The sequence below is a fragment of the Neoalteromonas facilis genome, from assembly GCF_002807665.1.
In the GTDB taxonomy this organism is placed as follows: Bacteria; Pseudomonadota; Gammaproteobacteria; order Enterobacterales; family Alteromonadaceae; genus Alteromonas_E; species Alteromonas_E facilis.
The window spans coordinates 633209-660013 of record NZ_PEAY01000004.1 but is presented as its reverse complement, the minus strand read 5'-3'; the positions used below and the strand labels follow the sequence as shown (position 1 = coordinate 660013).

General features: G+C 45.2%; 22 protein-coding genes. 6 read left to right on the top strand and 16 right to left on the bottom strand.

From position 1 onward, the window contains the following. The first annotated feature begins 157 nt into the window (after window positions 1-157). The gene (locus CSH93_RS14435) at window positions 158-2710 is read left to right on the top strand and encodes a zinc-dependent metalloprotease (RefSeq protein WP_100644023.1); all 2553 of its coding nucleotides are present in this window, start codon (window positions 158-160) and stop codon (window positions 2708-2710) included. A gap of 92 nt (window positions 2711-2802) precedes the next feature. Here CSH93_RS14435 and CSH93_RS14430 read toward each other — a convergent pair whose 3' ends face one another. The 5 genes from CSH93_RS14430 to CSH93_RS14410 all read right to left on the bottom strand — a co-directional run bounded on the left by CSH93_RS14430 (window position 2803) and on the right by CSH93_RS14410 (window position 9835). Then, window positions 2803-3186, bottom strand: a complete 384-nt coding sequence (locus CSH93_RS14430; protein ID WP_100643952.1) for a TerB family tellurite resistance protein — start codon at window positions 3184-3186, stop codon at window positions 2803-2805. Window positions 3187-3301: 115 nt separating this feature from the next. Beyond that, entirely contained in the window at window positions 3302-4522 is a 1221-nt protein-coding gene (locus CSH93_RS14425; RefSeq protein ID WP_100643951.1) for a phosphoenolpyruvate carboxylase, read from the bottom strand. Beyond that, window positions 4519-5154, bottom strand: a complete 636-nt coding sequence (locus CSH93_RS14420; RefSeq protein WP_100643950.1) for a hypothetical protein — start codon at window positions 5152-5154, stop codon at window positions 4519-4521. The genes CSH93_RS14425 and CSH93_RS14420 overlap by 4 nt, the downstream gene beginning before the upstream one ends. Then, on the bottom strand, window positions 5151-8843 hold the full coding sequence (locus tag CSH93_RS14415; protein WP_100643949.1) for an ATP-binding protein: 3693 nt from the start codon (window positions 8841-8843) through the stop codon (window positions 5151-5153). Before CSH93_RS14415 ends, CSH93_RS14420 begins: the two co-directional genes overlap by 4 nt. Before the next feature lie 116 nt (window positions 8844-8959). Beyond that, window positions 8960-9835 carry a WYL domain-containing protein gene (locus CSH93_RS14410; RefSeq protein ID WP_100643948.1) on the bottom strand — a complete coding sequence of 292 codons (876 nt, stop codon included), beginning with the start codon at window positions 9833-9835 and terminating at the stop codon, window positions 8960-8962. Window positions 9836-10016: 181 nt separating this feature from the next. Here CSH93_RS14410 and chrA point away from each other — a divergent pair, with 181 nt between their 5' ends. Then, complete coding sequence (gene chrA, locus CSH93_RS14405) at window positions 10017-11174, top strand: chromate efflux transporter (RefSeq protein WP_240615607.1); 1158 nt, start codon at window positions 10017-10019, stop codon at window positions 11172-11174. 116 nt (window positions 11175-11290) lie between these two features. After that, window positions 11291-12178, top strand: coding sequence for a glucosamine kinase nucleotide-binding domain-containing protein (locus tag CSH93_RS14400; protein ID WP_100643946.1), 888 nt, complete (start codon window positions 11291-11293; stop codon window positions 12176-12178). A gap of 9 nt (window positions 12179-12187) precedes the next feature. On the opposite strand, the gene trhP is transcribed toward CSH93_RS14400, so the two are convergent. The 9 genes from trhP to iscR form a co-directional block, all read right to left on the bottom strand. Next, a complete protein-coding gene (gene trhP / locus CSH93_RS14395) occupies window positions 12188-13543 on the bottom strand; it encodes a prephenate-dependent tRNA uridine(34) hydroxylase TrhP (RefSeq protein WP_100643945.1) in 1356 nt (451 codons plus the stop codon). Between the two features lie 253 nt (window positions 13544-13796). Further along, window positions 13797-14207 carry a SufE family protein gene (locus CSH93_RS14390; RefSeq protein ID WP_100643944.1) on the bottom strand — a complete coding sequence of 137 codons (411 nt, stop codon included), beginning with the start codon at window positions 14205-14207 and terminating at the stop codon, window positions 13797-13799. A gap of 17 nt (window positions 14208-14224) precedes the next feature. Beyond that, window positions 14225-14758 (bottom strand): putative Fe-S cluster assembly protein SufT, encoded by a 534-nt coding sequence (gene sufT / locus CSH93_RS14385; RefSeq protein ID WP_100643943.1) that lies wholly within the window; start codon window positions 14756-14758, stop codon window positions 14225-14227. A gap of 11 nt (window positions 14759-14769) precedes the next feature. Next, window positions 14770-15126 carry a HesB/IscA family protein gene (locus CSH93_RS14380; RefSeq protein ID WP_100643942.1) on the bottom strand — a complete coding sequence of 119 codons (357 nt, stop codon included), beginning with the start codon at window positions 15124-15126 and terminating at the stop codon, window positions 14770-14772. 8 nt (window positions 15127-15134) lie between these two features. Beyond that, a complete protein-coding gene (locus CSH93_RS14375; RefSeq protein WP_100643941.1) occupies window positions 15135-16352 on the bottom strand; it encodes an aminotransferase class V-fold PLP-dependent enzyme in 1218 nt (405 codons plus the stop codon). After that, window positions 16349-17608, bottom strand: coding sequence for a Fe-S cluster assembly protein SufD (gene sufD, locus CSH93_RS14370; RefSeq protein WP_100643940.1), 1260 nt, complete (start codon window positions 17606-17608; stop codon window positions 16349-16351). The genes CSH93_RS14375 and sufD overlap by 4 nt, the downstream gene beginning before the upstream one ends. Further along, a complete protein-coding gene (gene sufC, locus CSH93_RS14365; RefSeq protein WP_100643939.1) occupies window positions 17605-18366 on the bottom strand; it encodes a Fe-S cluster assembly ATPase SufC in 762 nt (253 codons plus the stop codon). The genes sufD and sufC overlap by 4 nt, the downstream gene beginning before the upstream one ends. Window positions 18367-18368: 2 nt before the next feature. After that, on the bottom strand, window positions 18369-19805 hold the full coding sequence (gene sufB, locus CSH93_RS14360; RefSeq protein WP_100644022.1) for a Fe-S cluster assembly protein SufB: 1437 nt from the start codon (window positions 19803-19805) through the stop codon (window positions 18369-18371). Window positions 19806-20024: 219 nt separating this feature from the next. After that, window positions 20025-20507 carry a Fe-S cluster assembly transcriptional regulator IscR gene (gene iscR / locus CSH93_RS14355; protein WP_100643938.1) on the bottom strand — a complete coding sequence of 161 codons (483 nt, stop codon included), beginning with the start codon at window positions 20505-20507 and terminating at the stop codon, window positions 20025-20027. Between the two features lie 241 nt (window positions 20508-20748). On the opposite strand from iscR, the gene CSH93_RS14350 reads away from it, so the two are divergent. The 3 genes from CSH93_RS14350 to CSH93_RS14345 all read left to right on the top strand — a co-directional run bounded on the left by CSH93_RS14350 (window position 20749) and on the right by CSH93_RS14345 (window position 23348). Further along, the gene (locus CSH93_RS14350; RefSeq protein WP_124748984.1) at window positions 20749-21642 is read left to right on the top strand and encodes a DUF5050 domain-containing protein; all 894 of its coding nucleotides are present in this window, start codon (window positions 20749-20751) and stop codon (window positions 21640-21642) included. Window positions 21643-21828: 186 nt separating this feature from the next. After that, the gene (locus CSH93_RS17950; protein WP_164078382.1) at window positions 21829-21969 is read left to right on the top strand and encodes a hypothetical protein; all 141 of its coding nucleotides are present in this window, start codon (window positions 21829-21831) and stop codon (window positions 21967-21969) included. A 188-nt stretch (window positions 21970-22157) separates the two neighbouring features. Further along, entirely contained in the window at window positions 22158-23348 is a 1191-nt protein-coding gene (locus CSH93_RS14345; RefSeq protein WP_100643936.1) for a porin, read from the top strand. A gap of 147 nt (window positions 23349-23495) precedes the next feature. Here the strand turns inward: CSH93_RS14345 and CSH93_RS14340 are convergent, their stop codons facing one another. Both CSH93_RS14340 and CSH93_RS14335 read right to left on the bottom strand, forming a co-directional pair. Continuing rightward, window positions 23496-25496, bottom strand: coding sequence for a PAS domain-containing hybrid sensor histidine kinase/response regulator (locus CSH93_RS14340; protein ID WP_100643935.1), 2001 nt, complete (start codon window positions 25494-25496; stop codon window positions 23496-23498). 280 nt (window positions 25497-25776) lie between these two features. Further along, window positions 25777-26688, bottom strand: a complete 912-nt coding sequence (locus CSH93_RS14335; RefSeq protein ID WP_100643934.1) for a dienelactone hydrolase family protein — start codon at window positions 26686-26688, stop codon at window positions 25777-25779. Window positions 26689-26805: the final 117 nt, after the last annotated feature.

Genomic DNA, 26805 nt, shown 5'->3' with positions numbered 1-26805 from the left:
CCAAGCAAGCAATTACTCCGCGACGAATGGCTCAATTTTTACGACGATCTACAGCCACGCATGGACGTTATCTTCAACAATAAATACCGACTATCGTTGGTGCTCCATTTTGTTGACGCCAATACCATCAAGGACAGTATATATGAAACGTTATCCAATCAAGGCGACCACTATCGCCGCAGCGATTAGCCTCGCGATTTGTTCATCAACTGCGTTTGCAGAAGAGAAAAAAGATGAGGCAAAAGAAGAAAAAACACTAACACAGATATTAGAGACTAAATCCGCATTTGACGGTTTTCTGCCGATTTATCAAGATGAAAAAGACGGCTCAAGCCTATTGGTTATCGACCCATCACAATTAGACAAGCCGTTTTTATACTTTGCGTCTACTGTCGACGGTCCGGTTGCAGCTGGACACTTTCGTGGTGGTTTCCGTGATTACCGTCTAATCGAGATGCGCCGTGATTTTGATCGCATTGAATTTGTTGCTAAAACACCGCGTTACTATTTTGACCCTGAAAATGCTATTAGCAAAGCAGCCGATGCCAACATCAGCGAAGCCGTTCTAGTCTCTGCAAAAATTGAACATGAGGACGACGGTAAAATTGCAATTAAATTGGATGATGTTGTAACCAATGAAAATTTGCATCGCATTGCGCCAATGCCCGCTGATGACCCAAAGGTTGATAAAACACGCTACAAACTGGGTAAATTAAGCGGCGATAAAACCAAAATCGCGTCGATAGACAATTTTGCTCAGAATACTCATGTCGTAGTGGATTACGTGTTTGAAAACGACACACCCAAAGTCAGTGGCGGCAATGAAATCACCGATCCAAGATTCACAACTATCAGTTTGCAGCATGCCTTTATTGAGTTGCCTGAAAGCGACTTCCAACCACGTCGAGATGACCCTCGTATCGGGTATTTTGGTCAACAATTTGATGATCTCACGTCAGACCAAACCTTTATTGGCCGTGATGTCATCAATCGTTGGCACTTGAAAAAGAAAGACCCAAATGCTGCGGTATCAGATCCGGTTGAGCCGATCGTTTGGTGGATTGAAAACACCACACCAGTTGAATGGCGCGATACTATTCGTGACGCAACATTGGCGTGGAATTCCGCTTTTGAAAAGGCTGGTTTCAGCAATGCTATCGTAGTTAAAGTCCAACCGGATGATGCCGACTGGAAAGCTGATGACGTACGATATAACGTACTACGCTGGACATCATCTCCCACTCCTCCATTTGGTGGTTATGGCCCTAGCGTCGCAAATCCATTGACCGGACAAATCATCGCCGCTGATATCATGTTGGAATACACCTTTATGAAAGGGCGTTGGATAACAGGTAAAATGTTTACAGACGGCGTAAACGCACTAGAGAATCCTCTCCCAGAAGGTCTTAGCGAAGAAGCGGTAAACTATTGCTCGCTGGGTCATCAACTAAATGCAGGCTTAATGTTCGGGCAATACGCATCACTTGCCCAAGGCATGGATGACATCAACAAAGACAAACTGCTCAAGCAGTCTATGTATTATCTGATTTTGCATGAAGTAGGTCATACATTAGGTCTAAACCACAACATGAAAGCCACACAGTTACATGGTCCTAAAGAAGCCCATGATGCATCTATTACGCAGGGCATATTAGCCGGCTCAGTAATGGACTACCCTTCAGTGAACTACGCGCCAGAAGGTATGGAACAAGGCGATTTCTACAGTGAAAAGCCAGGTCCTTATGATGATTGGGCGATTGAATATGGCTACTCAACTGCATTAGCAGACCCCAATGCTGAGGAAGAACGTCTCTCATCAATTCTCGCTCGCAGCACAGAACCGGCGCTAGCGTTTGGTAATGATGCTGATGATATGCGCGCGCCGGGGCGCCACTTAGATCCTCGCGTGAACATTTTTGATATGTCGAGCGATGCTATTGCCTATGCTCAAGACCGCTTTGGTTTGATCAAATCGACCGCGACTAAGTTGAAAGACAAAACCCTAACTGAAGGTCGTTCACACAATGATCTTGTCGTCGGTGTGAATGTCGTATTTGGTGAATTCGCGCGTCAAGCCAGCGTTGTCTCTCGGTATGTTGGGGGTGTTTATGTGGATAGAAGCTATGTTGGTCAAGAAGGCTATCAGCAACCATTTACGCCAGTAGCAAAAGCTGATCAAGAACGTGCAATGAAGACATTGCGTGATTTCGTGTTTGCACCAAACGCCATCAGCGAAATGGAACCCTTATTTGCATATTTGCAACGTCAACGCCGCGGCTTTGATCATTTCGGCAATAATGAAGACCCGAAACTGCACGATATGTTACTCGGAGCACAAAAGAACGTGCTGAACCATTTGCTTCACCCAGCAGTAACACTGCGACTAAGTGATACAGCACTTTATGGCAATGAATACAGTGTTGAAGCACTTTTGGCTGATCTCACTGCCGCTATATTTGATGCTGACATTAAGCGCGACGTGAATAGCTACCGTCGTAACCTACAGACGGAATATGTTGAACGTTTAATTGCGATTAGTGGTTTAGAAGCCGCAAGTAAGTACGATAACTTCGCCAAAGCGGCGGCAGTATATGAACTTAATCGAGTTAAAAAGCTAGTGGATAGTTCACGTGGTGATCAAGCAACGAAAGTTCATAGGTTCTACCTAAACGATCGTATTAGCCGTGCTTTCCATAAAAGTGCTAGCTAAGCCGCGACACGTTTAAGCAAATAGCACAAACAAAAACGCCGTTGTTAAAATCAACGGCGTTTTTTTTACCTCTAAAGCTTACGCAAATACGTTTACACGATCTGCGCAGTAAGCGCTTTGCCTAGAATTCGATTAGTAAGATAAGCCAATAATTCCGTTTCCTGCTCGCTGCGTTCACCGTCTATACCTGTCAGCTCCATAGCCACCTCTAAGGCTTTGTTCGCGTCTTGGTTTAAATCGTCGCTGAGAGACTGCATAAAAGCTTTACAGTCGTTGTTGTCGACCGCTAAGCGGGCTTTATGAATTGCATCGTTTAAAAATGCTTCTTGGCAAATAGTGCTGCCCCACTCCAATGTGCCCAATACCTCATCAAGATAATCCTGTTCGGTCAATGTGACCTTACCGTCAACTTGATACAGCAACACGGATAATTTAATTAGCGCTTCGTTGAAACCTTGTTCTTCTGTTAGCTGCATAATCACTCCTAACTACTTCTGATCCCTATCCTAAGATCGACTGATTGCAGATTTATGCGATTTAGACAAACCTCTCACTTTTTAGTTTCACAATTTTTTAACAATCTATGAAAATTTATCGCAAACCTAAACTGACATCGTGAATAAGATAATTCCCTGAATATTCGGGGTGCACTTCTCCGCTAGCCTCTATTGCAAAATATTGTTGCTCTTCTGAATCTAAAGATTGATAGCCGCCGATGACCTGATACAACCACGCTTCTTGGTCAAAATCCAACGACTTCCAATGTAAATATTGCAATGCTGTTATCACTTCACCCGTATCGATAACATGGCAAAAATAATGTTCTACCGCATCTCGTAGTTGTGAATCGTCAATCTCTACTGCCGCGAGCTGTTCAATGTCGATGCGCACTGAAGCCTTACTGCGGTTGTCGCTCTGGCGCACTCGATTAACATGACGGATCTGCCCCACCAGTTGCTGTAATTCCAACTCTTGCTCAACGTTATTCACGTCAGGGAATGCGTCAGCTAATAAAGCTGGCGCCTGATTAAACAGCATGGGGACATGCGTTTGACGTGTGTAATCGTGAGGAGCAAAATCTGGATGCTGTTCACAATGCAACACGAAACCTTTCAACAAACGCGTTTTGCCACGAAACTCTCTAAAACGCCCAATTAGTTCAATCAATCGGGCTTGCGCGGCTGATAACTCTTTGGTGACTCGCGTGAAACTTTGTTGCAATGCAACCACCAGCAAGTGACGTAGATCACGATTGTTACCTGCTATTTGCCCCAATTCATCAAATCGGATCAGCTCTATTTGATTCAACAAATCACTGACTTGAGATTGAGCCAGCTCGTTCTCTCTAATTTTGGCGTCAACCGATGCCACATAACCAAATTCATTGTTGATGCGGCTAAACAAAACGCGCACATGGTTCGCCAATGACTCTGTGAGGCTATAAACATGCTCCCGTAAGTCGCTTAAATGCCCTTGTGATTCAACGAACCGACCATACTGCAGCGCTTCTTTGTAATGCTGTGCTAGGGTTTTAATGGCTGCTAACGCACTCGCCATATTCGTATCAATTTGGCGATTGCGTTCGTCTTGCAAGCTACCTTCAAGTAGATTCCGCACGCTACTTTTCAAGCGAATATCCGCATCAGGTTCAGGGCGCCATAAAATGCCCTGCTGGATCAACGCCTCTAGCACTTTAGAGCTAACATCTCGCTCGTTAACACTGCCAGACAAGTAAGCTCGCATGATCACATCACTGTGACGACTCAATGCATTAAGGAGCTTTACCCCTGATTGATATAAATTCTGATTCACAGCAAGCTACCCTGCTGCGATGCAGATTCAGCTTGTTCTGCCAACGACAACGATTCAGTTTCATCAATAAACCGCAGCACTTCGTACAGGTAATCGACCTTACCTGTCGCGATAAAAATCTGTTTATCTGGATTTGGCTTGATCAAATAACCTAAATCGCACAAGCGTTTGAACACTTGTTTTAATTGCCCATCGGTTTGCGTACTGGTTGACCCAAATAAACGATAACGAGACAATTTCTCTAGTTGCTCAGCAAAAGCCGGCGTATCTTCAATAATAGTTTGTAACTCAGCTAATCGAATCGGGGTGCCCATAGTCACCGGCACATCACTGCCATTGGCTTGTTGAACTAATAACAACCAATCCACTAAGGGGCGTAAACTTGATGCCACCTCTTGGAATTGACTGCCAATCGCTTTTCGTTCCCCCTCGCCTAGCGCTTGGTACGCGGCATAAAACACATCGCCATCCACTGTTGAGGCCAGTGTACGATTCAAAAGATTTAAATGCGGTTCTAACGCTTCGCGGTTAGCCGCTTGTTTAAGGTAGCGCCACGCTTCTTCATTGCTAACCTGACAGACAAAATGTCCTTCAAGCAGACTCGATAAGACACGGCCTTGTTCAGTCATCATGCGCTAGCCTCCTCTGCCATACGTGCTTTCAGTCGCTCACTCAATTGACTTACCTTGGGTTGTACCACTTGCAAACGGCGAGTGGCCTTATCGATCAAGTAGCGGTTTTGGAATAATTTCAACACTTCAGATTCAGGGTTTGGAAATGCCCCTACCACCGAAATATCGTTATTTTGGCAAGCATCAAATATCTTTTTCACATTGCTTTGGTGTAGTGTGCCTAACTCGTCGATAGGCCAATGGATAACCACATCAGCTTGATCCCTGAGCAAGCGCGTAAAGGCCAGCAAAAACTTACATAAAATCAAATAGGCCATGCCGTGACTTGAACTCTCATTCAGCTGCCTATCGGTACGGATAACCAGATTTGAATTGCCTTCCTTCAAGTGCAGTTCAATATCGAGCAACTTGCTGATCCCACCACTCAGTGCTGCCCGCCCAAGGATATCGAGCACACGGCGCATAGACAGGCCATATTCTTCATCCGGTAGCTCGGTTGCACCGGATGACATCCACTGCTGATATTGTTTCTGGAACGCCTCTAACTCAGGCCAAAACTCAAGTTCGCTGATTTTGGAGCGGATTTTAACCGCTGAATCAGATACACCATCTAAGTAGAGTTCTTCATCAACTTCTTTGCTGATCCGACGACTCTGGGTGGATATACGCTTATCAATGTCATCTAACACATAATAATATTGTGTTAAGTCGGCACCGAATATACGGCCTTGCTCACGTAAACCTTGCATTTTCTGCGGTACAATTTCATTCAGCAACCTGGCCAAATGACTAACCAAACGACGATGGACAATGTGGCGTGTGCCTTCTTTATCTATTGTCGTACATTCCTCTCGCGAACGCTCCCACGTGTCGGACAAACCAGTGCCTGCCTGAGCAGCAATTAATTGATCAAACCGCTCTACATAGGCGCGAATATCGGTTAATAAGCGTTCTCGTTGCTGCAGTAACTCATTGGCTTCTGTGACACGTTGAGAAATAGCAGTTAGGTCACTTGCCGGCGGCTGTTTTCCTGACTCACTTTCAACCTTCAGCGATAGCTTGGCTAAACTCTTGGTGAGCTGCTCAACACTGACATTCGCTTCATTCGCTTGACGTAATAGGGTCTCTGCTTGAGTTTGCGTTTCAACCAATTGCTCACGCTTGCTTTTAACCTGTTGCGCATGCTCTGTTAACGTGCGTTCAGCTTTACTCGCGGTTTTCTTTGCTGCAGTTAACAACTTCTGCCACGTGACCTTTTGTTCACTGAAGACATGCTTGTACCAGCGCTGGTAGTCTACGACGAGGTGACGGTGTCGTTCGGTGTAATCGATATCTTTTTTCAATTGCTCAATCAGCTTTTTAAGGCTGCCGATCTCATCGACGTCAACTCCGCGGTTGGCCAACTCATCCGCTAACCACTTTTCGGTATCCTGACGATCTCGCTTAGCGTTAGCCTTGGCTTGAGCCAACTGTTCTGAAACTTGTTGCTCGTCAGCAACAATATCATCAACCACCTGCTGCCAATGGAAATCCAGTTCTGATAATGCTTCTCGCATCTGCTCATCAATATCTGCCAACGCCTGACTAAACTGTGCTTTCAATTTAGTTTGCTGAGCCTCAATTTGCTGTAGCTGCTTTTTACTTTGTTGTTTACGTTCAGCTAGCGCGGCTTGATATTCGCGGTGCAGCGCATGGCGGTCCTGTTGACTGCGTTTGCGATTCGCTTCTGCGCTTTTTAGCTGACTTTCTGCCTTGCTAACGGCCAATTCAGCCTGACGAACACGTTCGCTAGCACTGGTCAATTGCTGCTCAGCTTCGCTTTGGCACTCAACGGCTGTACTTAAAGCTTCCTGGAATTCTGCCAGCTTAAGCTTCAAAGCTTGTTCTGTCTGAGCATATTCCGGCAAGTCCAAATGACTCAGGTCCAGTTTTAAACCAAACAATGTTGCATCATGCTTTTTGTTCAACGAAGGTTTGAGATCTTTACGCTCTAACAATTCCGGCGTTAACACTTTGCCAATCGTGTTTTCCCATTCAATATTAGCTTCACGTAAAAATGCCAATAGCGTGTTGTCTTTGGGATGCAACAACGATTCTGCTTTATCTAGTTTGCTCTGACATTCCATGACCTCTCGGCTGCATTTCTGTAGAGACTCATTCGCGGTTGAGCGAGCTTGAAGCTCTGTTGTAAGCTGCTTTTGCTGCTTGCGCAGTTGATCACGAGCGATATCCTCCGCTGACACGGCTTCATCAATGGTGGCATCGAGAATATCCAATTGGCTCTGCTCAAATTCCGAGAATCCTACGTTTTGCAAACGGGCACTTAGCAACGCACGTTGCTCTACAGATTCTGAATTCTGTGCTTGATGCGCTTCTTTAAGTTGATCGCGTTGCTGTTGAAAGTCATCTTTCAGTGTTTCTCGTTGCTGTTGCCCTTCACGCTGTTTAATCGCACGTTGCTCAAGCAAATCCCGCTGTTTGCTATTGAGTGTTTCCAGTTGGCGGTTGAATTTATCGGTTAATTCAGCAACGCGCTTATCAAACGTTGATTGGATATCCTGATGCTTATCAGTTACCAACTGGTAGCGCGATTGGGCTGTTTGTAAATCTTCTTGCCATTGGTCGAGCTGTTTCACATTGCTCTGCAACTGGTCAATATCCTGATCCTGCCAACGCTGATATTCGTCCTCGACATTGTCGAGCTCTTGTTCGTATTTGGTAATATCGCCTTTCGCCGCTGACAGCGTCTGATTTAACTCTTCACGCTCATGCTGCCAATCATTTTCTAGTTGCTTGATGGCATGAATGGTGTCATCAACTAACGATTGTTGCTCAATGATATGTGCCGCGAGGAAAGAATGATCATAGCTGAATACATCACTCAGAGCCGCCAAGCGCTGCTCGGTGTCTGTTAACTGCACATCTGCGGTTTCTAACTGGCTGAACTCAGGACGTATTACGTCAAACTCTTGAATTAACTGACATTCTCGTAGCCAATCATCAACATGTTTACGGCTTAAATTAGAAGTAGGAGGTTGAACCCCATCTTCTTCAAGAATTGCTGCAATCATGGCTTTGATGGTTTCCATCTTGCCTTCTTTCGAATGCACCGCTTTCGCAAGTTTCTCAATATGGCGCAGGTGCTTCTTACTCTCGCACATACTAAAAATGCGCGCGTATCCCATCAGCTCACGCGCGCTGCTGGATGACTGCATGGTCGTGATGTCATTCTGAACAACGGCTCTATAGTCTTTGGTGCTCAATTGATTAGTCACCATGACATTATTGCGCTTCAAACTGCGCACAACGTCTTGCGGACTGGTCGGTACGTGATCGCCCGCCTTGTTTTTGAAGACGTAATCATCCAGCTCAAAGGGTTTACCAATCAAACGGTAGGTAACGCCTGTGCCATTTGAAGTCAGCACCCCCTGACATAAATCCTCATCATGATTTAGATACTCGTAGATGATGTAGCTGGATTCGCGCGGCAAATACCAACGTTCGAAACTATCGCGCGTAGCCGGTACTACCCGGCTAGGGTATTCACCATAAAAAACCGGTATAAGACGTTGAAGTGTTGTTTTACCAGACGCATTGGTGCCACAAATATTGGTATGGCCATTCAATTTAAGTTCAACGACGCCCGGCAAGTGGGTGTCGATAAGGATGATTCGATGTAAACCGGGCATAAATGTCCTGTAATTATTATCATGACGCGAGGCGCGTATCGGGCAGGATTATAACCACTGCAAAGGCTTAACTATACTGACCGCAAGGCCTGTTGCAACCTGCTTTTTGAATAAATTTATCCTGCCGCCGAGTAGCCCGGTGCAAGTGTTGGATTTTCAACGTTTTTAAGCACATCAAGGTTAGCAAGCGCTAACTGACAACCTTGCCCAGTGAATCGATATCCTGCCGAACAATCCACTTGCCATTGGCGTAAAACATACGCAGCAAGTGCCGCTTTCACATGAAGTTCATAACGCCCATCTTGCATATCAAAATCAAGCTCAACCGCTTGAGGGTATTTAAGGCTCGGATGAGGAACCAATATTAACTTAACAGTGGTATTAAACTGGGTATCGGACGTCGAGCGTTCAGCATCGGTTAGCGCTTCGTCGAGGATTGCAACGCGGGTGAAACGAGTACACACATAATCTCTGAATGTACGATGTGTGCGATCATAAGCCCTTACGTGCCAACGATGCCCATTATTAACCAATGCATGGGGCACTAATTCACGTTCATGTTCACCTGAACTAGCTGATACATAATCGCAACTAATTGCTTTCTGTTGATGGATTGCCCGCATAAGTGCCGCAATAATGCTGGCGTTGGGGTGTACCAGTCTAACAGCATCAAAACATTGGGCAGAGGGTTGCACTGGCGAGGACATGCCATCGCCGAAACCGCGACTTAAGTTTTGCAGCACAATTTCGGGATCATGATTAAAAACCGGCACAAAACCTGCGCAACGATGGTAATGCTTGTCTTGATGGACAAGACGTAAGTTATCAGGCGCTAAAGATTTATACAGTGAGAAATCACGTGTGCTTGCCGCTAGCCCCGTTTGAAATCGTTGAATAAGGTCTGTTCTCGCGACCTGACCAAAGTACTGTAATGAAAAATCTATAAACGCTAACCGTTCGCGCTGCGCATGAGGAATCGTATCGAGAGCCATTAGATGACAACCTGTTTTGTTTGCATACACCTCACTATAAGCTGCTCCCCCAAACTATGCAATCATTTTGATGCGACCTTAATGATGGCATCAAAATGATTTATTGGTGCGAGTATCGATCTTTGCGCTCAACCCTTGTAGGCTTGCACCTATACACATCCACATCACAACTAGAATGCGAATGTTAGACATTTTTTGGGTGTTTTTTCGCTTGGGTTGCACCAGTTTTGGTGGACCTGTCGCCCACCTTGGGTATTTTCGCGACGCATTTGTTAACAGGCGACATTGGTTAACCGATGAACAATACAGCAACCTTGTAGCGCTTTGTCAGTTTATTCCAGGCCCCGCGAGTAGCCAAGTTGGTGCAGCCATTGGCTACAACAGAGCAGGATATGCAGGGGCTGTTGCAGCTTGGATCGGATTCACTTTACCCTCAGCGGTTATATTGACCGCATTCGCGCTATCTATCGTAAACCTTGATAACGCAATGACGCTGCATGCTTTACATGGTCTCAAATTGGTGGCTGTTGCAGTAGTGACCCAAGCCGTTTGGGGGATGCAAAAGCAGTTATGCACAACCTTTTTAAGAAAGACTTTTGCGATAGCCATCGCGGTACTGCTTGTGCTATTTCCCAGCATAGAAGGGCAAATGGGCGCAATTATTGTCGCCGGTGTTACCACTTTCGCCTTTGCCAAACGTTCGGAAACTGAACAACAAAGTGAGATTCGTTGGCGGATACCCATCAGTAGCATCATATGCGGCGTATTATGTGTTATTGGATTATTCGTATTCGTTGGGCTCACTGATCATTCGCCTTTGATAGCGTTATTTGACAAGCTCTATCGTAGCGGCGCGCTTGTCTTTGGTGGTGGGCATGTCGTGCTTCCGCTTATGCACAGCGAATTTGTGCAAACAGGTCTAATACAGCAAGAGCAATTTCTTATGGGCTACGGTGCGGCTCAAGCGGTACCTGGCCCGCTGTTTACCATAGCAGCTTACATTGGTGCCTCTGCTGAACCGACTGTGCCACTGTTGGGCGCCACTGTAAGCATTGTCGCAATATTTCTCCCTGGGATGCTGTTACTGTTTGCAGTAATGCCAATTTGGGCACAGCTTCAACATCATTGGGGGGTAAAGCAAGCGCTGATTGGCATCAATACCGCGGTCGTCGGTATCCTGCTTGCTGTCTTAATCGACCCGCTTATCAGCCAAACCATGCTCAATATCAGCGATATTATCGTCGTCATATTAGCTACAGCTGGACTCATATACTGGCGATTGCATCCGCTGTGGATTTTGGCAGCATCTGTTTGCATTTCAGTGTTAATTCAGTTGTAGCTCGGTCTGATTCAATCCAATGCATGAGCAAACGGCAATTAACTGTCGCAATCACCGTCGCTTTGCGGTTAAATATTGCGTAATTTCCGCTAAACGTTTTACCTCAGGGATTACCATTGTTAGCAGTACCAGCACCGATTAGCATCGGCATCGATGGCGGTGGCACAAAATGCAGTGCCTACGTGATGGATAAAAACTTACACATTATTGGCAAAGGACTAGCAGGCTCAGCCAATATCGCACGAGATTTCGATAACGCGACATTATCCATTGAAACTGCCATTCACGCTGCTCTCAATGATGCGAAAATGCCTATTGGTGCGCCAACTCAAATGCCGCCGATTGTGGCCGGCTTGGCGGGGTACAATGTTCAAAGTGCAAAACAGAAACTAGCACTATGGGCGTCACAGTTTCCTTCGTTTCATGCCACCAGTGATCTGGAAACGTCATTGTTTGGCGCTCATGCTGGCGCCGATGGTAGTGTGTTGATCATCGGTACTGGATCTTGTGCGGCCGGATTAAAACAGCGCACGGTCAAACAATGGGGTGGACAAGGTTTCTTATTGGGTGACAAAGGCAGTGGCGCATGGATCGGACAGCAAGCCGTACGTAAGGTTTTGTTAGCCCTAGACAACGTCGACAATCAAGTAACTCCGTCATTTATTGAGACCATTACGACCTATCTGGGTACCCAAGGGAATACCGAAATCATCGAAAAATTATGCCAAGCTTCACCGGCAACATTTGCCAAATTGGCACCCGTGGTAATGTCACTTGCTAACCAAGGTTGCGAAACCGCAAGAGGGATCATCATTGAGGGTGCAGGCTACCTTTCAGATATTGCAAAACAGGCATTAGTGTTCAGTGGCGGCAACATCGTTATTACTGGCGGTATGGGAAGTTCGATGCGCCATTGGTTATGTGAAGAAGTACAAGCTCAAATCGTGGAGCCCAGTTATGGCGCTGAGACGGGTGCCGTGATTTGGCACCACGCCAGCAATTAAAACAACGCACTAGGCAACTTTGCCTCTGGTCGTTTCCCCTTCAACAAGGTTGCGTAACAAGATACTCATCGGTGAGGCTGTTATGCCCTCCGGTAGCCGAACCTTGACCACATGCCCAGAGCCGGGGGCAACGTCAATTGTATTGCCCGACAACTGTTCAAGTTGCTGCAACGTAAATATGTAATTGCCTTTGGGTGTCATCAGCTCAAGGCTATCGCCTAGCCCAAATCGGTTTTTCACCTCAACGGTGATCACATTGCCCTCTTCAATCGCGACAACTTCACCAACCAGCTGTTGTTTATCAGAGATAGACGCACCGGTTTCATAGTTTTGATACATATCGTGAGTATGCCGTCTCAAGAATCCCTCGGTGTAACCACGATTGGCAAGCTTGTCTAGCTCGTATAAATATTCATTATTAAAAGGTACGCCACTAAGCGCATCATTGATAACTTGCCGATAGACCTGAGCGGTACGCGCACAATAGTAAAAAGACTTGGTTCTACCCTCTATTTTTAAAGAGTCGACTCCCATCTGGGTTAGCGCGTGCACATGCTGAACAGCTCGTAGATCGCGAGAATTCATAATGTAAGTGCCGTGTTCATCTTCAAAAGCCGTCATCGGCTCATCAGGCCGTTGTCGTTCTGTGATCAAATAATCCTCGGTCGCTGAAGCCCCAAGCCCTAACGTCGGCTCGATCGGCTGGCCTTGCGGATCCCACTTACCCACAACATTGCCCACATCATCTCGCTGCGCTGGTTCAGCGTTATATTGCCAGCGACAGGCGTTGGTGCACGCACCTTGATTCGGGTCGCGCTTGTTCATATAACCCGACAATAAACAACGTCCTGAATAGGCCATGCATAACGCGCCATGCACAAATACTTCCAATTCAGTGTCAGGGCATTCGTGGCGTATCTCTTCTATTTCTTGCAAGCCTAGTTCACGCGATAAGATCACACGCTTAATACCTTGCGCCGCCCAAAATTTTACGCTCGCATAGTTAACTGCATTCGCCTGCACTGACAAGTGAATGGTTTGCTGCGGAAATGCTTCTCTCACCATCATGATCAAGCCTGGATCAGACATGATCAATGCATCGGGTTTCAGTGCAATGACAGGCGTTAAATCTTGAATATAGGTTTTTAACTTGTTGTTGTGTGGCGCCACATTGCTAACCACATAAAAGTGTTTTCCTTGCGCTTTGGCTTCATCAATACCAATGGCTAATTTTTCTAAGGAAAACTCATTGTTACGCACGCGCAGTGAATAGCGCGGCTGACCGGCATATACGGCATCAGCACCATAGGCAAAAGCGTAGCGCATGTTCTTTAGGCTGCCGGCAGGAGAAAGTAATTCAGGCATAATCGTTCGTCGACAATTTGAAAAGCGCGCAAGGTTACGCAATGTTTGCCCATTGCGACTTGACCGAGATCATATTTAGGCAGATTAAAGCCAGCCACTAAGCCGTAAGAAAGCTAAATACAAGACCGTGCGAAAGCGCTAATACGACCTCTGATCATGCGGGTTAGATGAGATAATGATGTGAAACAGAGCTGATGTTTGAATGGGCGTCAAAACACATTATTTAACGCCACGTGTGCTGAATAAAGTATGTCTACAAAGCGTTGGTCGCCAATTCGCGGATTTTACCGACAATCGCACGTAAACCGTTGCCTCTGGTTGGCGTGATGTGACGTTCAAGATCCAACGCAGCAAAATAGCCATCGATATCAAAATCCACAATCGCCTTAGCTGATTGATGGTTGTAGGCAGCCAATACTAACGCCAACAAACCTTGCACAATCACCGCATCACTATCAACGTCAAACTCAAATACACCGTCTTTTTCCGTTGCTTTGAGCCATACATTGCTTTGGCAACCTTTTACCAGCTTTTCAGGAGTACGCTCGCTTTCAGGCAAACCGGGCAAATGCTTACCCAGATCAATGATGTACTGATAGCGCTGCTCCCAATCATCAAAAAAAGCTAAATCGTCAACTATCTCTTCACTGCTTGGCAATGCCATTGAATAACCTCGTGGATTTAGAAAAAAACACCCGCTTCTAACTGAGCCTCTTCGCTCATCATGTCTCTAGACCAAGGCGGATCAAACACCAAGTCAACTTTGACGTCCTCAACGAAAGGCACCATTTTAACGCGATACTCTACATCGCCGACCAACACAGGACCCATGCCACAGCCTGGGGCAGTGAGGGTCATATTGATCACAACTGCATGAGATTGTTGCTGAATATCGACGTTATAGATCAAGCCCAACGACACTAGATTGATCGGGATTTCCGGATCATAAACTGATTCTAATGCCTGCCAAACCTGCTTCTCGTCGATTTTGCCATCAGCAGGAGGATCGAAAGACAACACCGTTACCTTTCGCCCTATCGCGTCGGCGTCAGTGCCGTCGATACGATACATATTCCCACGCCAAGTAATGGTGTAGTTTCCGCCGAGATCTTGCGTAATGTTGACGAATTCCCCTTCAGGGATAACAACTGGTTTGCCAACCGGCACTAAGCGTGCTTTACATTCACGCTCGGTCACTACCATTTTTTGCTGCATAGTACTGTTAATTACCCAACGTTAAAACTTTCACCGCAACCGCATTCGTCCACGACATTCGGATTGTTGTATTTGATCACACCGTTTATGCCTTCTTTGACGTAATCAATTTCAGTATTACGGATCAATCCTATGGCATCAGCCGCAACAGCAACGGTAAGTTGGTCATTAATGTTAACCACTTCGTCAGTACTTTCTGGCGCATCAGCAAAATCCAGTACATAGGCATAACCTGTGCAACCACTGGCTTTTGTCGACAAGCGAATGATCTGATCAGGATGATTTTTTAGCTTGCCCTGAAAATGGCGAATTGCACTGTCGGTCAATGAAATAATCTGTTTATTCGGTACAAATGTTTCAACACTCATAACATCTCCTACGCCAACATCATTTTGGCTTTTTCAAGCGCTGCAAAGAAGCGGTCTATCTCTTCAAAGGTGTTGTAAATAGAGAACGATGCTCTCGCCGTCCCCGGAATGCCCAATCTTTTCATCAGTGGCTGGGCACAGTTGTCACCGGTACGGATGGCAACGCCTTGCTTGTCTAAAATAAAGCCTACATCAGCAGGGTGCGCGCCCTCTAGCAAAAAGCTAAGCACGCCCACTTTGTGAGGAGCAGTACCAATCAAACGGATGCCCTCAAACTCACTGGCTTTTTCAGTCGCATAACGTAATAGTGCTTGTTCATGCGCCTGCACGGCAGCAGTATCTAGCGCAGAGAACCATTCAATGGCCGCGCCCATACCAATAGCCCCCGCAATGTTAGGCGTACCGGCTTCTAACCGATTAGGCAACGAGCCCCATGTAGCCGTTTGATATGTCACGTCGTGGATCATTTCACCGCCCGTCTGCCAAACAGGCCAGCTCTCCAGTACTGATTTTCGCCCCCAAAGGGCACCAATACCGGTTGGGGCAAATAATTTATGCCCTGAAAATGCATAAAAATCGCAACCTATCGCTTGCACGTCAACGCCACCATGCGCAATACCTTGAGCACCATCAATCAACACCCAAGCACCAAACTGTTTGGCTTTAGCGGTTAACTCAACAATGGGGTTTACCGTACCTAATGCATTTGACACGTGTGGCATTGCCACCAAACGCGTATTGCTGGATAACAATGAATCAAACGCGCCAATATCTAATTCGCCCGAATCAAAAATAGGCACAACTTTTAGCGTTGCACCACTGCGCTTACACGCTTGTTGCCATGTAACCAAATTGGCATGGTGCTCCAACTCGGTGACGAGTACTTCATCGCCTGGCTTCAACAATTGTCCAGCCCCGTTCGCGACAAGGTTGATGGCTTCTGTAGTACCACTGGTCCAAATCACTTCTTCACGATGTTGCGCGTTGATAAACTGGGCTACAACATCACGAGCCTTTTCATAACGCCGAGTGGCTTCGTCCGATAGATGGTGCGCACCACGATGCACATTTGCATTGCATTGGGTGTAGTAATCCACCAAGGCGTCGATCACAGCTTGAGGCTTTTGCGTAGTCGCCGCGTTATCAAAGTAAACCAACGGCTTTCCGTCAATTTCTTTTTGCAATAACGGAAACTGGGCTCGGATCGCAGCTACGTCGAAGCTCATTTGACCTCCATTGTCACAAAGCGCTCGCTGAGTTGTGGTGACAACCAATCGCGAAGTGCTTCGTTAGGCATTGCATTAACCAGCTCTTGAATAAAGCCAAAGTTCAACATCACGAGCGCCTTAGAACGCTCAATCCCTCGACTGAGAAGATAATACAATGCCTTTTCTTCAATCTCGGCAACCGTTGCACCGTGAGCGCACTGCACATCATCTGCATAAATTTCTAGCTCAGGTTTGGTGTTGATAATGCCTCTGCGCGACAACAAGAGATTGCGATTATTCAACTCTGCTAGTGTCTTTTGCGCGTCACGATGAATATGAATTCTGCCATTGAATACTGCGCGTGCACGATCACCGATGATCCCGCGCGCATTCTCTTCAGTCGTGCCATTCGGTACAGCGTGTTCAATGGTTGAATGCAGATCAAAAAGTTCGCCTTCAGCCAATAAGTAAATAGCATTCATCTTCGCTTTGGCATGTTCACCGGCATGAATAATATCCACGTCTAAGCGAGATAACTCGCTGCCGTACCCTACCAGCGTACTGTTTAAGCGCGATTCATCTTGCAAAGAAAAGTGGCTACCGCCGACGTGTTTTGCTTTGCCTGTGAACATTGCCAGACGGTAATGCTCTAAACGAGCCTTTTCACCAATCACATATTCAGCAAATGCAGTGGTTAAACTGTCAACATCACCACAGCCATGCTCAACTACAGTTAAACGACTTTGAGCTTCAAGATTTACCAATACGCGTGTATGCGCATCAACGTTCTGTGAGGCGATGTTAACGATACGCACGGGTGCTTCAACAACACATCCGGCCTTAACATTGATAAAGACGCCTTGTTGACACAATACATCGTTGACCAAGCCAAATAGGTGTCGCTGTGGCTTAATTTGTCCAAATACTGCTGATATACGCGCTTGTATTGCATCATTCGCATTGTCCAACGCAACAATGTCTAAGCCATCGGGCAATGAAATTGCACTCAGATCTGTTGCAAGGCGCCCATCTACAAAGACTAAATCTATGGCACCCAAACCTTCAATCACCGGAGCGTCTGTTTGACGTAGCGTGGTTTCGGTCACTGCAGCTCGATCTTTAACCGCAGTCAACGGCGTAAAGCGCCAAGCTTCGTTACGCCCACGAGGCCAACCATCCTGTTCAAGCTTGGCTAACGCCTGTTGACGAACAGGTGCTAAGTAGTCATTTACGCCTTTTGCCGCATCAATGACCTGTTCAAGCCATTGACTCATGCCTCTGCCTCCGCATAGGCCTTACCTAAGAACGCGTAGCCTTCTTTTTCAACTTGTAGCGCTAATGATGCATCACCGCTTTTCACAATTTCACCGTCAGCCAAAATGTGGACAAAATCAGGCTTGATGTAATCCAACAAACGCTGGTAGTGAGTGACAACGATAAAGCTACGCTTTCCATCACGTTGGCTATTAACCCCATTTGCAACCACTTGAAGCGCATCTACGTCTAAACCAGAATCTGATTCATCTAGAATGCACAAGCTTGGCTGCAACAAGATCATCTGCATGATTTCATTACGCTTTTTCTCACCGCCAGAGAAACCTTCATTGACGCCACGTTTTAAAAAGTCCAAAGGTAGCTGCACTTGTTTGCACGCTTCTTTAGCTAACTTCAAGAACTCAGCGGCTGATAGAGCATCTTCTCCACGGCTCTCACGCACGGCATTAACCGACTCTTTCATGAATTCCATATTGCTCACGCCTGGAATTTCAACCGGATACTGGAACGCTAAGAACAAGCCATTGCAAGCACGCTCTTCCACTTCCATGTCCAACAAATCTTTATCATCAAGCGATACTGAGCCTTGCGTTACTTCATATCCGTCACGACCAGACAAAACATATCCAAGTGTACTTTTACCTGCGCCATTAGGGCCCATGATTGCGTGAACTTCACCTGGATTAATTTCCAGATTCAGGCCTTTCAAAATGACCTTATCTTCGACGCTAGCATGTAAGTTGTTAATTTTAAGCATTACTACCCCACTGACCCTTCAAGACTAATTTCTAGCAATTTACCGGCTTCGACAGCGAACTCCATCGGTAACTCTTTGAATACTTCTTTACAGAAACCATTAACAATCATTGATACCGCTTTTTCTGGATCAAGACCGCGCTGTTGACATAAAAACAATTGTTCATCACTGACTTTAGATGTAGTCGCCTCATGCTCAACTATGGCTGAGGGATTACGACTCTCAATATACGGAAAGGTATGAGCGCCACACTGATCGCCTATCAATAACGAATCACATTCGGTGAAATTACGCGCACCGTCAGCTTTAGGCCCCATTTGCACAAGACCACGATAAGCATTATTGCTCTTACCGGCTGAGATCCCTTTTGAAATAATGGTGGAACGCGTGTTTTTGCCAAGGTGGATCATCTTAGTGCCGGTATCAGCTTGTTGACGACCGCGCGTCAAAGCAACCGAATAGAACTCACCCACGCTGTTATCACCCTTTAAGATACAGCTAGGATATTTCCAGGTAACCGCAGAACCCGTCTCGACTTGTGTCCAAGAAATATGCGCATTGGTATGACACACGCCTCTCTTCGTCACAAAGTTGTATATACCGCCTTTGCCATCTTCATCACCCGGATACCAGTTTTGTACTGTTGAGTATTTGATTTTAGCATTGTCTAGCGCGACCAACTCTACTACAGCTGCATGTAACTGATTTTCGTCACGTTGTGGTGCAGTACAACCTTCCAAATAGCTGACATAACTGCCTTCGTCGGCAACAATGAGCGTGCGCTCAAACTGCCCGGTATTCATTTCATTGATCCTGAAATACGTAGACAATTCCATCGGGCAACGTACGCCTTTTGGTATATAAACAAAGGAGCCGTCAGTAAACACGGCACAGTTCAGTGCAGCAAAAAAGTTATCCGTGCGGGGTACAACCGAGCCTAGGTACTTTTTGACTAAATCAGGGTATTTCTGGATTGCTTCGGAAATTGGACAAAATATAACGCCGGCTTCCTCTAGCTTTTCGCGGAACGTTGTCACGACCGAAACAGAATCGAATACTGCGTCAACGGCTACACCTGCCAGCATTTCTTGCTCATGCAGTGGAATACCTAATTTTTCGTATGTGCGTAATAATTCCGGGTCGACTTCTTCCAGTGACTTGGGTTTATCTTTCATACTTTTCGGTGCTGAATAGTATGAAATTGCTTGATAATCGATCTTCGGATAATCGACGTGTGCCCAGTCAGGCTCATCCATTTTCAACCAGGCTTCATAAGCCTTCAGTCGCCATTCAAGCATCCATTCGGGTTCACCCTTAATAGCCGAGATACGACGGATCACCGACTCATCTAGACCGCTTTCAAACGTTTCGGATTCGATCTCAGAATAAAATCCTGCCTCGTATTTCCGTTCTAACGCCTGTTCAATTTGTTCACTCATCTTTTGAACTCGCTTGTTTGCCTGTCTATGTTGACGTGATAAAAAGGTCTCTGTGATTGCCTCATAACAGGAATACACACCCTGTAGCGCCTCGTCTTGCACCACATTCACGCCAACAAAAATTAATCCGCAATTTTATAATACCTGAGTAATTTACTCAAAAATAAAAACGCCTGCGGATGAGGCTGATTCGTTGATATTCAGCGGACTGATTATGCCCTACAGCTGAATACTGACTTCGATATCGTCACCCAGTTGTAACGACTGACACTTATCTTGGCGACCAGCTACCTTTTTCACATCCCGTTTTGCCATCAACTCACTAAGTGAAATAGCATCAAGAAAATGATTAATGCGATCACTGAGGTCTTGCCATAGGCTATGTGTAAGACAGCGCTCGCCCGCTTGGCAATCAGCCTGTCCCTGACAACGCGTGGCATCGACAGTTTCATGTACGGCACGGATCACTTCGCCTATTGAAATCGCTTGTGCTTCACGCCCCAACAAATAACCACCGCCAGGTCCTCTGACACTGTCAACCAACTGTTCTTTTCTCAATTTTGAGAACAATTGCTCCAAATAAGACAACGATATTTCTTGGCGCTCTGAAATATCAGCCAACGGCACGGGACCTTTGGTTGAATGCAAGGCAAGATCTAACATCGCAGTGACGGCGTATCGCCCTTTTGAAGTTAATTTCATGGTCTTTTTTACCTACCTCATGATTGGCGCGGATCTTTTCATAACCTACTAATTTAGTCAAGTATTAAACCTTGCTGTTTAGTCGGGTATAGCAGTATAAAATACGCGGCCTAATATCGCTGATAACATTTAGTGTGTTCATGCATATTTGTACTGACAGACTGAAACATTGAACGCTCAGTTAAATGCACCTAATCGTGAATTGTTAATCTTAAGGCCTGGCTTATTGAGAGAAACCGATATGAAACACATAAAGATTTTCATTGTCTTGCTACTGATTGGCTTTGGTTGGTGTAGCAAAGTGAACAGCATGGAAGCAAAGGACAATGTCATTGCATTTTCATCAAATGACTCAGGCGATATTGAGATCTATTTGACCGATCCGACCGGAAAGTCAAAAGTCCAGATTACCCATCCACCACTCAGTGGTGGTGGTTATTTGGCTTGGTCTCCAAACGGGCAGCATATTGCTTTTTATAAGAAGTACGATGATGGAAAAACCTGGTCTATTCATACGATAAATAAAGACGGGACAAATTGGCAGCGTTTAACGCAAAAGCAAAATGTCTGGGATAGCTCTCCGGCTTGGTCCCCGGATGGAAATAAAATCGCATTTGCACGTACCTACAGAGATCACAATGATATTGTCCAAAACGAAATTTGGAGCATGAACGCTGATGGCAGTAAGAAGACTCAAATCAAGCCATTGAGTGGTGGAGCGCCCTATTTTACGGCAGATGGCAAAATAGTGTTTCACGCCCAATTCAATGATAAAAAAAGTGAAATCAGTATCGCCAACGCCGATGGTAGTAACTTAATCCAGCTAACCCAAACTGAAGCTGAAGAGTGGCAGCCAGAAGTGTCACCCGATGGAAATGAAATTGCGTTTATCTCTAAACGAGAGGGTAACTTTGAAATCTACATAATGGATATTGATGGTTCGAATCAAACTCGTCTCACCAACAATGCATATTATGACAGCATGCCGACTTGGTCACCAGATGGCTCGCAAATTATATTCACATCCAATAGAGGCGAGACTTGGGATATGTACATCATGAATAAGGATGGCTCGGGCGAAAAGAAAATCGTGGTCAATGGCTATCAACCGGCGTGGTATAAGCCTATTCAGTAATGTGGTACGCAGAGAAACGAGAAATGACGACCATTTTCTTCTATTTAAGGGTCGCTATTGATTTGTTAATCAGCAATCTTAAGTCATAGCCACTTTAATTGGTTGAAAACCTAGAAGATTTAAACCTTGCCAACAAAAAGCGAATAGTGGTATAGTGCGAAAGCCCAAAAGGTTTAGGAGAAATTTATGGCTAATGCATTTGCAAAATTTTTCAAGCCAAAACATCCATTCGCTGTGGCCTTTTACATCGGCAGAAAAAATACACAACGTATTTTAGACTGTAAAATCGAGAAGAAATCAAAACTACTCGACGAGCAAAACGGATAAGCGCTTGAAAGACAATGAGCCTCCTTTATAAGGGGGCTTTTTTGTATCTGATGGTATCAATAATCCCTCAAGCCAGAAAAAGATAGCAAATAAATATGACAGTTTTATGACAGAAATGTGACAAATCGGTTGCATCAATTAGATCTTTACTTAGACTTCAGCTTAATAGCTAAAGCCGGTGCGCATAAATGTTAAATAAAACCTCTTCCATTACTTTCAAAGTCTGCTTTGCATTCTTAGTAATTTTCGCCCCCCAAGTTTTCGCTCAAGTTGGCGGCGCAACTTCGTCGACAAGCATAAACTGGGTCAGTGATGACGGTACATACTCCCTTAAGCCGCAGTTACGTATTCAGTTTAGAGGCTCATCTCCATTCGATAGTGAACCAACAAGTCTAGAGGGATTCGAACAACCGAGCAAAAACTCATTAGAAATCAATAGAGCTCGGTTGAAGTTAACTGGACATACTTACTATTCATGGTTGAAATACAATATTCAATATGAGCTCGCGAGTAATCGACTTATCGATTTTGATGTTCGCATAGAACGCAGTAAAGAGCTAAGTCTAAAACTAGGACAATGGAAGGCTGAATATTCTAGAGAACGCTCCATTAGCAGTGGTGGGCAGCAGATGATGGACAGGTCCATCATAAACAGAGTTTTCACAATCGATAGACAACAAGGGATCAGTTTATACGGGCAAGTCGATGCTGGTGGCGCAGCAAATTTCAATTATTGGACAGGGGTATTCAATGGGTCTGGGAGAGGTGGAAGTTCAAATGATGACAATCACTTTATGTATTCTGGTCGAGTTGAATGGAATCCCTTTGGTAAGGCTGTTGGCTTTAAGTCCAGTGACCTGACTTACTCCGAGGAACCAGTGCTATCACTCGGGCTTGCTATAGCAGATCACCAAAGTCGTTACACTCGTTTTTCTTCCTCTGGTGGTGGCAGTTTGGAAGGGTTTAACGTTGGTGACGCTGGGCAATTTAAAATATCACAACATACATTAGACGCTGCACTTATGTATAAAGGCTTTAGTGGACAAGCGGAATATCATGAGAAAGTCATTAAAGATACGTTTAATAACAATGCTGAAGTCAATTATGAGGGGTTTTATGTTCAAGCCGGTTATTTCCTTCATAGTATATTTGAATGGTGGCCTGATAACCTAGAACTGGCAACTCGCTATGCTGAATATGAAACGGACCTGAATAATGTAAATAATGTTTTTGATGAAGCTTCTCTAGCGTTGAATTTATTTCTTAATAAGCATAAGAACAAAGTGACATTTCAAGTTAGTGAGCTATCGGCATCAATCAATCAGAATGAACAGGTAGATAGGACTCGCTATCAAATCCAATGGGATTTCTCGTTTTAGAGACTTTGGTAAGGGCAACATCTCGATGCAGGCATGACATTAAGAAATAAGTCATTGAAAGCATTTCCCGCGATTTGGTCTGTATTGCTCGCAAGGTGTATTGATTTTTTCTCTAAGATACAGCAGTGTTATAAAGCTCTACTTAAGCTAAATCGCTTCCAATTGTAATAATACCTTGTGAGTGACAGCAAAAATGTCATCAGCGTGAAACGGCTTGGTAATAACAGAGGTAAAGAGAACGTCGTCATCGCCCAATTCGGATTCAAAAAAAGCGTTTCCGGTTAAGGCCACAATAGGCGGTGAGCTCGAACTCTGAATATTCCTTATGTGTCTTGCGGCAGTCACCCCATCCATTACCGGCATCTGAATGTCCATCAAAATCAAGTCAAAGGATTGGTTCTGTGCCGCATTAACGGCTAACTCTCCATTGTTCACTGTAGTGACATTCTGGCCTGCCATATCAGCTAAAAATGTGGCCAAAATCTCGGCATTTGCAGGCTCATCATCCACGATCAGAATGTTGTGCCCTCGCAATTCAGAATTCAACGCTGCCAAAATATCCGAAGGCGATAATGATTGTTCAGAATGCAGGCTGGTTGTATCAAGCTCTAATCTGCACGTAAACCAAAAAGTACTCCCTTCGCCGGGTATTGAAGATGCGCCTGCATCGCCACCATTTAAGCGGGCTAACTTTCTGGAAATGGCTAAACCTAATCCAGCTCCACTGTGAGCTCGGGTAAAGCTATTATCTAATTGTTCAAACGCCTCGAACAGTGTTTCCAATTGAGGTTGTTCTATTCCGATACCCGTATCTATTACTTCAAACTGCAGTAGCGTAGTTTTTGTAGATCTCTCCAGCATACTTGCGCGAATAATGATTTTCCCTTGCTCTGTAAATTTAACTGCGTTTGACGCGTAGTTCAGCAACGCTTGCTGAAGACTGGCTTTGTCACCTATAAAGCGGTCTTCTTCAAATCCAACATCAATTTCAACTTCTATCCCTTTTTGCGCTGCTGAATCGCCAATTATCGCCGATGTGCCTGACAATAGTTCTCGAACCGAAAGTGGCTCGTGTTTGAGTTCGAATGCATTTGATTCAATTTTGGAAAGATCTAATACTGAGCTCAACATGTCGAGCAAATGCATACTCGCGATTTTTATTTTGTCGACATAGTGACGTTCTGATTGATCTATTTTGCCCTCATTCAGCAGGGTGGCGTAGCCATTAATAGCATTTATAGGTGTACGTATTTCATGTGACATATTGGCCAAGAACAGAGTTTTCGCTAAGTTTGCAGCTTCTGCTTTTTCTTTGGCTAATTTTAAATCATAGGTTTTTTCATCGACTAACTTTGCCAAGTTATCTCTATGCTCAACTAGCTCACGTTGCAAACGCTTCTCTTCGGTTATATCTCGCACGATAGCAATAAATTTATCCCTACCTTGCTGGGAACGGATCAATTGCAAATTGATACTAACATCAACATCATGGCCATCTTTATGTCTATGCACGGTCTCGAATCTGTGAACATACATCTGGTGTTCAAACATATATTGCACAAGCTCTCTGAATTGGGGTTCCGTAAAGTTAGGCTTGATATCGACGGGGGTCATTCGCGATAGCTCTTCCGATGAATACCCGACTTGTTTCTCTGCACCTTGATTGGTATAGGTAAACAGCAAAGTTTCAGGATCGAACATAAACACGCAGTCATTGGCTTGATCGACCGCTTGCCTAAGTTCTATTAACTCACGTTCTACTATGGCATGTTTAGTGACATCTTTTACGATGCAAAATGCATATGACTCGCCTTTAAAAGCAGTGCCACCTGCGGTGATATTGGCAATATATTCAGAACCGTCTTTTCGTCTATGCAAAGTCTGAAAGGTTGTTTGCAGCTCGGCAAAATCAGGAAACATCTGTCGAATATCTTGCTCCGTAAAGTTTGCTTCCCAATCCCATATATGCAGTGTCATTAGTTCTTCATAGGAATACCCTAACATATCTGCAAACGTCTGATTTGACTCAACAATATTGAAATTCTCATCGATAATGCAAATACCATCTTCAATGCGCCACATCATTTGACGCATTAAAGTTGCCACATCACTTTGGGACAATCGCTGACTCAGGTTTGCTTGTTTCAATGTTTCCTACTGCCGATAAACATCAAGGGATATGTATTTACAATAGACGAAAAAAGAAAAAAGCGAGTACTTTTGGATTAAAGGGCATTTACCCCTCAGCAGCCGCCAAGCAGTCCTGAACAGGACTGCCATTTAAGCAAAAAGCATTAACAGAGCGTCCGAACCATTATTCGCTTATGCGCCTTATTGGTGCCGCCCAACTGAATTGGCTGGGAGCATGCTTATACTGCTACTAAAGGAACCTCTGTAGTAATGTCGGAACGCGACCTTACGGTAGGTATTAACTTTTAAGCTGAGAATCAAAAAAGGCTAGCGTGCGTTGCCATGATAGTTCTGCATCATTCGCGCTATAGCGACTAGTTGAGTCATTGTGAAACCCATGTTGCGCGCCAGCATATACATGAGCGTCATAGGGCACGTCATGTTTGTCTAAAATGGCTTGATAGTCTGGCCATGTCGCATTGACTCGTTTGTCCATTTCAGCGAAATGTAGCAGCAGAGGGCCTTTGACCCGTGCTTGGAGTTCAGGTGATGCTGGCGTGCCATAATAAGGAACGGCTGCACTGATAACATCGGCCTTAGTCGCCGCGAGCAAATTACTGATGTACCCGCCAAAGCAAAACCCAACGACTCCAACTTTGCTTGTCGTTTTACTTGACGCCTTTAGCCAATCAGCAGCAGCCATAAAATCCATTTCAATATCGCTACGCTCAAGACTTCTTTGCATGGCTCGCCCCTCATCATCATTGCCGGGATATCCGCCCAATGGATGCAGTGCATCGGGCGCGAATGCTACATAACCATGAAGGGCTAACCGTCGTGCTACGTCCTTGATGTAAGGATTCAAACCTCTATTCTCATGCACAACTAACACAGCAGGCAGAGGCTCTGTTACATCTTTAGGGGCAACCCAGTAACCTTTTCCTTGTTTATGTGATGAAGGTGATTCGAATGTTTCATATCGAGCTCTGATGCCAGGGTGATTGAAACTTACTTGTTCAGCCAAGGCATAATTTGGGGTGAGCGCACTGGTTATCGTACCGAGCGTAATACCTGCTACAGGCAGGGTTGCCAACAACTGCACAAATCGTCTGCGTGACATGTCGCCGTGTGCATAATCGTCATACCAATCAAACGCTTCTTGCGGGATATTGTCGGCCTTAAGAACTTGCTTGTTAGTTTGCTCAGTCATAGTGTTTCATCATTTTGGGCTTTAAAAGACTATACGCAAAAATGGGGAATTAGGTCTCATTTCGAGTAAATTTGTTTTATTGATGAAGAGATGTTGTTGCGAGGGCACCGCCTAACT

Excerpts from the sequence above, each read along its gene's own strand:
- CSH93_RS14430 (WP_100643952.1), bottom strand. The coding sequence starts at position 3,186 with ATGCAGCTAACAGAAGAACAAGGTTTCAACGAAGCGCTAATTAAATTA.
- CSH93_RS14420 (WP_100643950.1), bottom strand. The coding sequence starts at position 5,154 with ATGATGACTGAACAAGGCCGTGTCTTATCGAGTCTGCTTGAAGGACAT.
- CSH93_RS14415 (WP_100643949.1), bottom strand. The coding sequence starts at position 8,843 with ATGCCCGGTTTACATCGAATCATCCTTATCGACACCCACTTGCCGGGC.
- CSH93_RS14410 (WP_100643948.1), bottom strand. The coding sequence starts at position 9,835 with ATGGCTCTCGATACGATTCCTCATGCGCAGCGCGAACGGTTAGCGTTT.
- chrA (WP_240615607.1), top strand. The coding sequence starts at position 10,017 with ATGTTAGACATTTTTTGGGTGTTTTTTCGCTTGGGTTGCACCAGTTTT.
- trhP (WP_100643945.1), bottom strand. The coding sequence starts at position 13,543 with ATGCCTGAATTACTTTCTCCTGCCGGCAGCCTAAAGAACATGCGCTAC.
- CSH93_RS14390 (WP_100643944.1), bottom strand. The coding sequence starts at position 14,207 with ATGGCATTGCCAAGCAGTGAAGAGATAGTTGACGATTTAGCTTTTTTT.
- sufT (WP_100643943.1), bottom strand. The coding sequence starts at position 14,758 with ATGCAGCAAAAAATGGTAGTGACCGAGCGTGAATGTAAAGCACGCTTA.
- CSH93_RS14380 (WP_100643942.1), bottom strand. The coding sequence starts at position 15,126 with ATGAGTGTTGAAACATTTGTACCGAATAAACAGATTATTTCATTGACC.
- CSH93_RS14375 (WP_100643941.1), bottom strand. The coding sequence starts at position 16,352 with ATGAGCTTCGACGTAGCTGCGATCCGAGCCCAGTTTCCGTTATTGCAA.
- sufD (WP_100643940.1), bottom strand. The coding sequence starts at position 17,608 with ATGAGTCAATGGCTTGAACAGGTCATTGATGCGGCAAAAGGCGTAAAT.
- sufC (WP_100643939.1), bottom strand. The coding sequence starts at position 18,366 with ATGCTTAAAATTAACAACTTACATGCTAGCGTCGAAGATAAGGTCATT.
- sufB (WP_100644022.1), bottom strand. The coding sequence starts at position 19,805 with ATGAGTGAACAAATTGAACAGGCGTTAGAACGGAAATACGAGGCAGGA.
- iscR (WP_100643938.1), bottom strand. The coding sequence starts at position 20,507 with ATGAAATTAACTTCAAAAGGGCGATACGCCGTCACTGCGATGTTAGAT.
- CSH93_RS14350 (WP_124748984.1), top strand. The coding sequence starts at position 20,749 with ATGAAACACATAAAGATTTTCATTGTCTTGCTACTGATTGGCTTTGGT.
- CSH93_RS17950 (WP_164078382.1), top strand. The coding sequence starts at position 21,829 with ATGGCTAATGCATTTGCAAAATTTTTCAAGCCAAAACATCCATTCGCT.
- CSH93_RS14345 (WP_100643936.1), top strand. The coding sequence starts at position 22,158 with ATGTTAAATAAAACCTCTTCCATTACTTTCAAAGTCTGCTTTGCATTC.
- CSH93_RS14335 (WP_100643934.1), bottom strand. The coding sequence starts at position 26,688 with ATGACTGAGCAAACTAACAAGCAAGTTCTTAAGGCCGACAATATCCCG.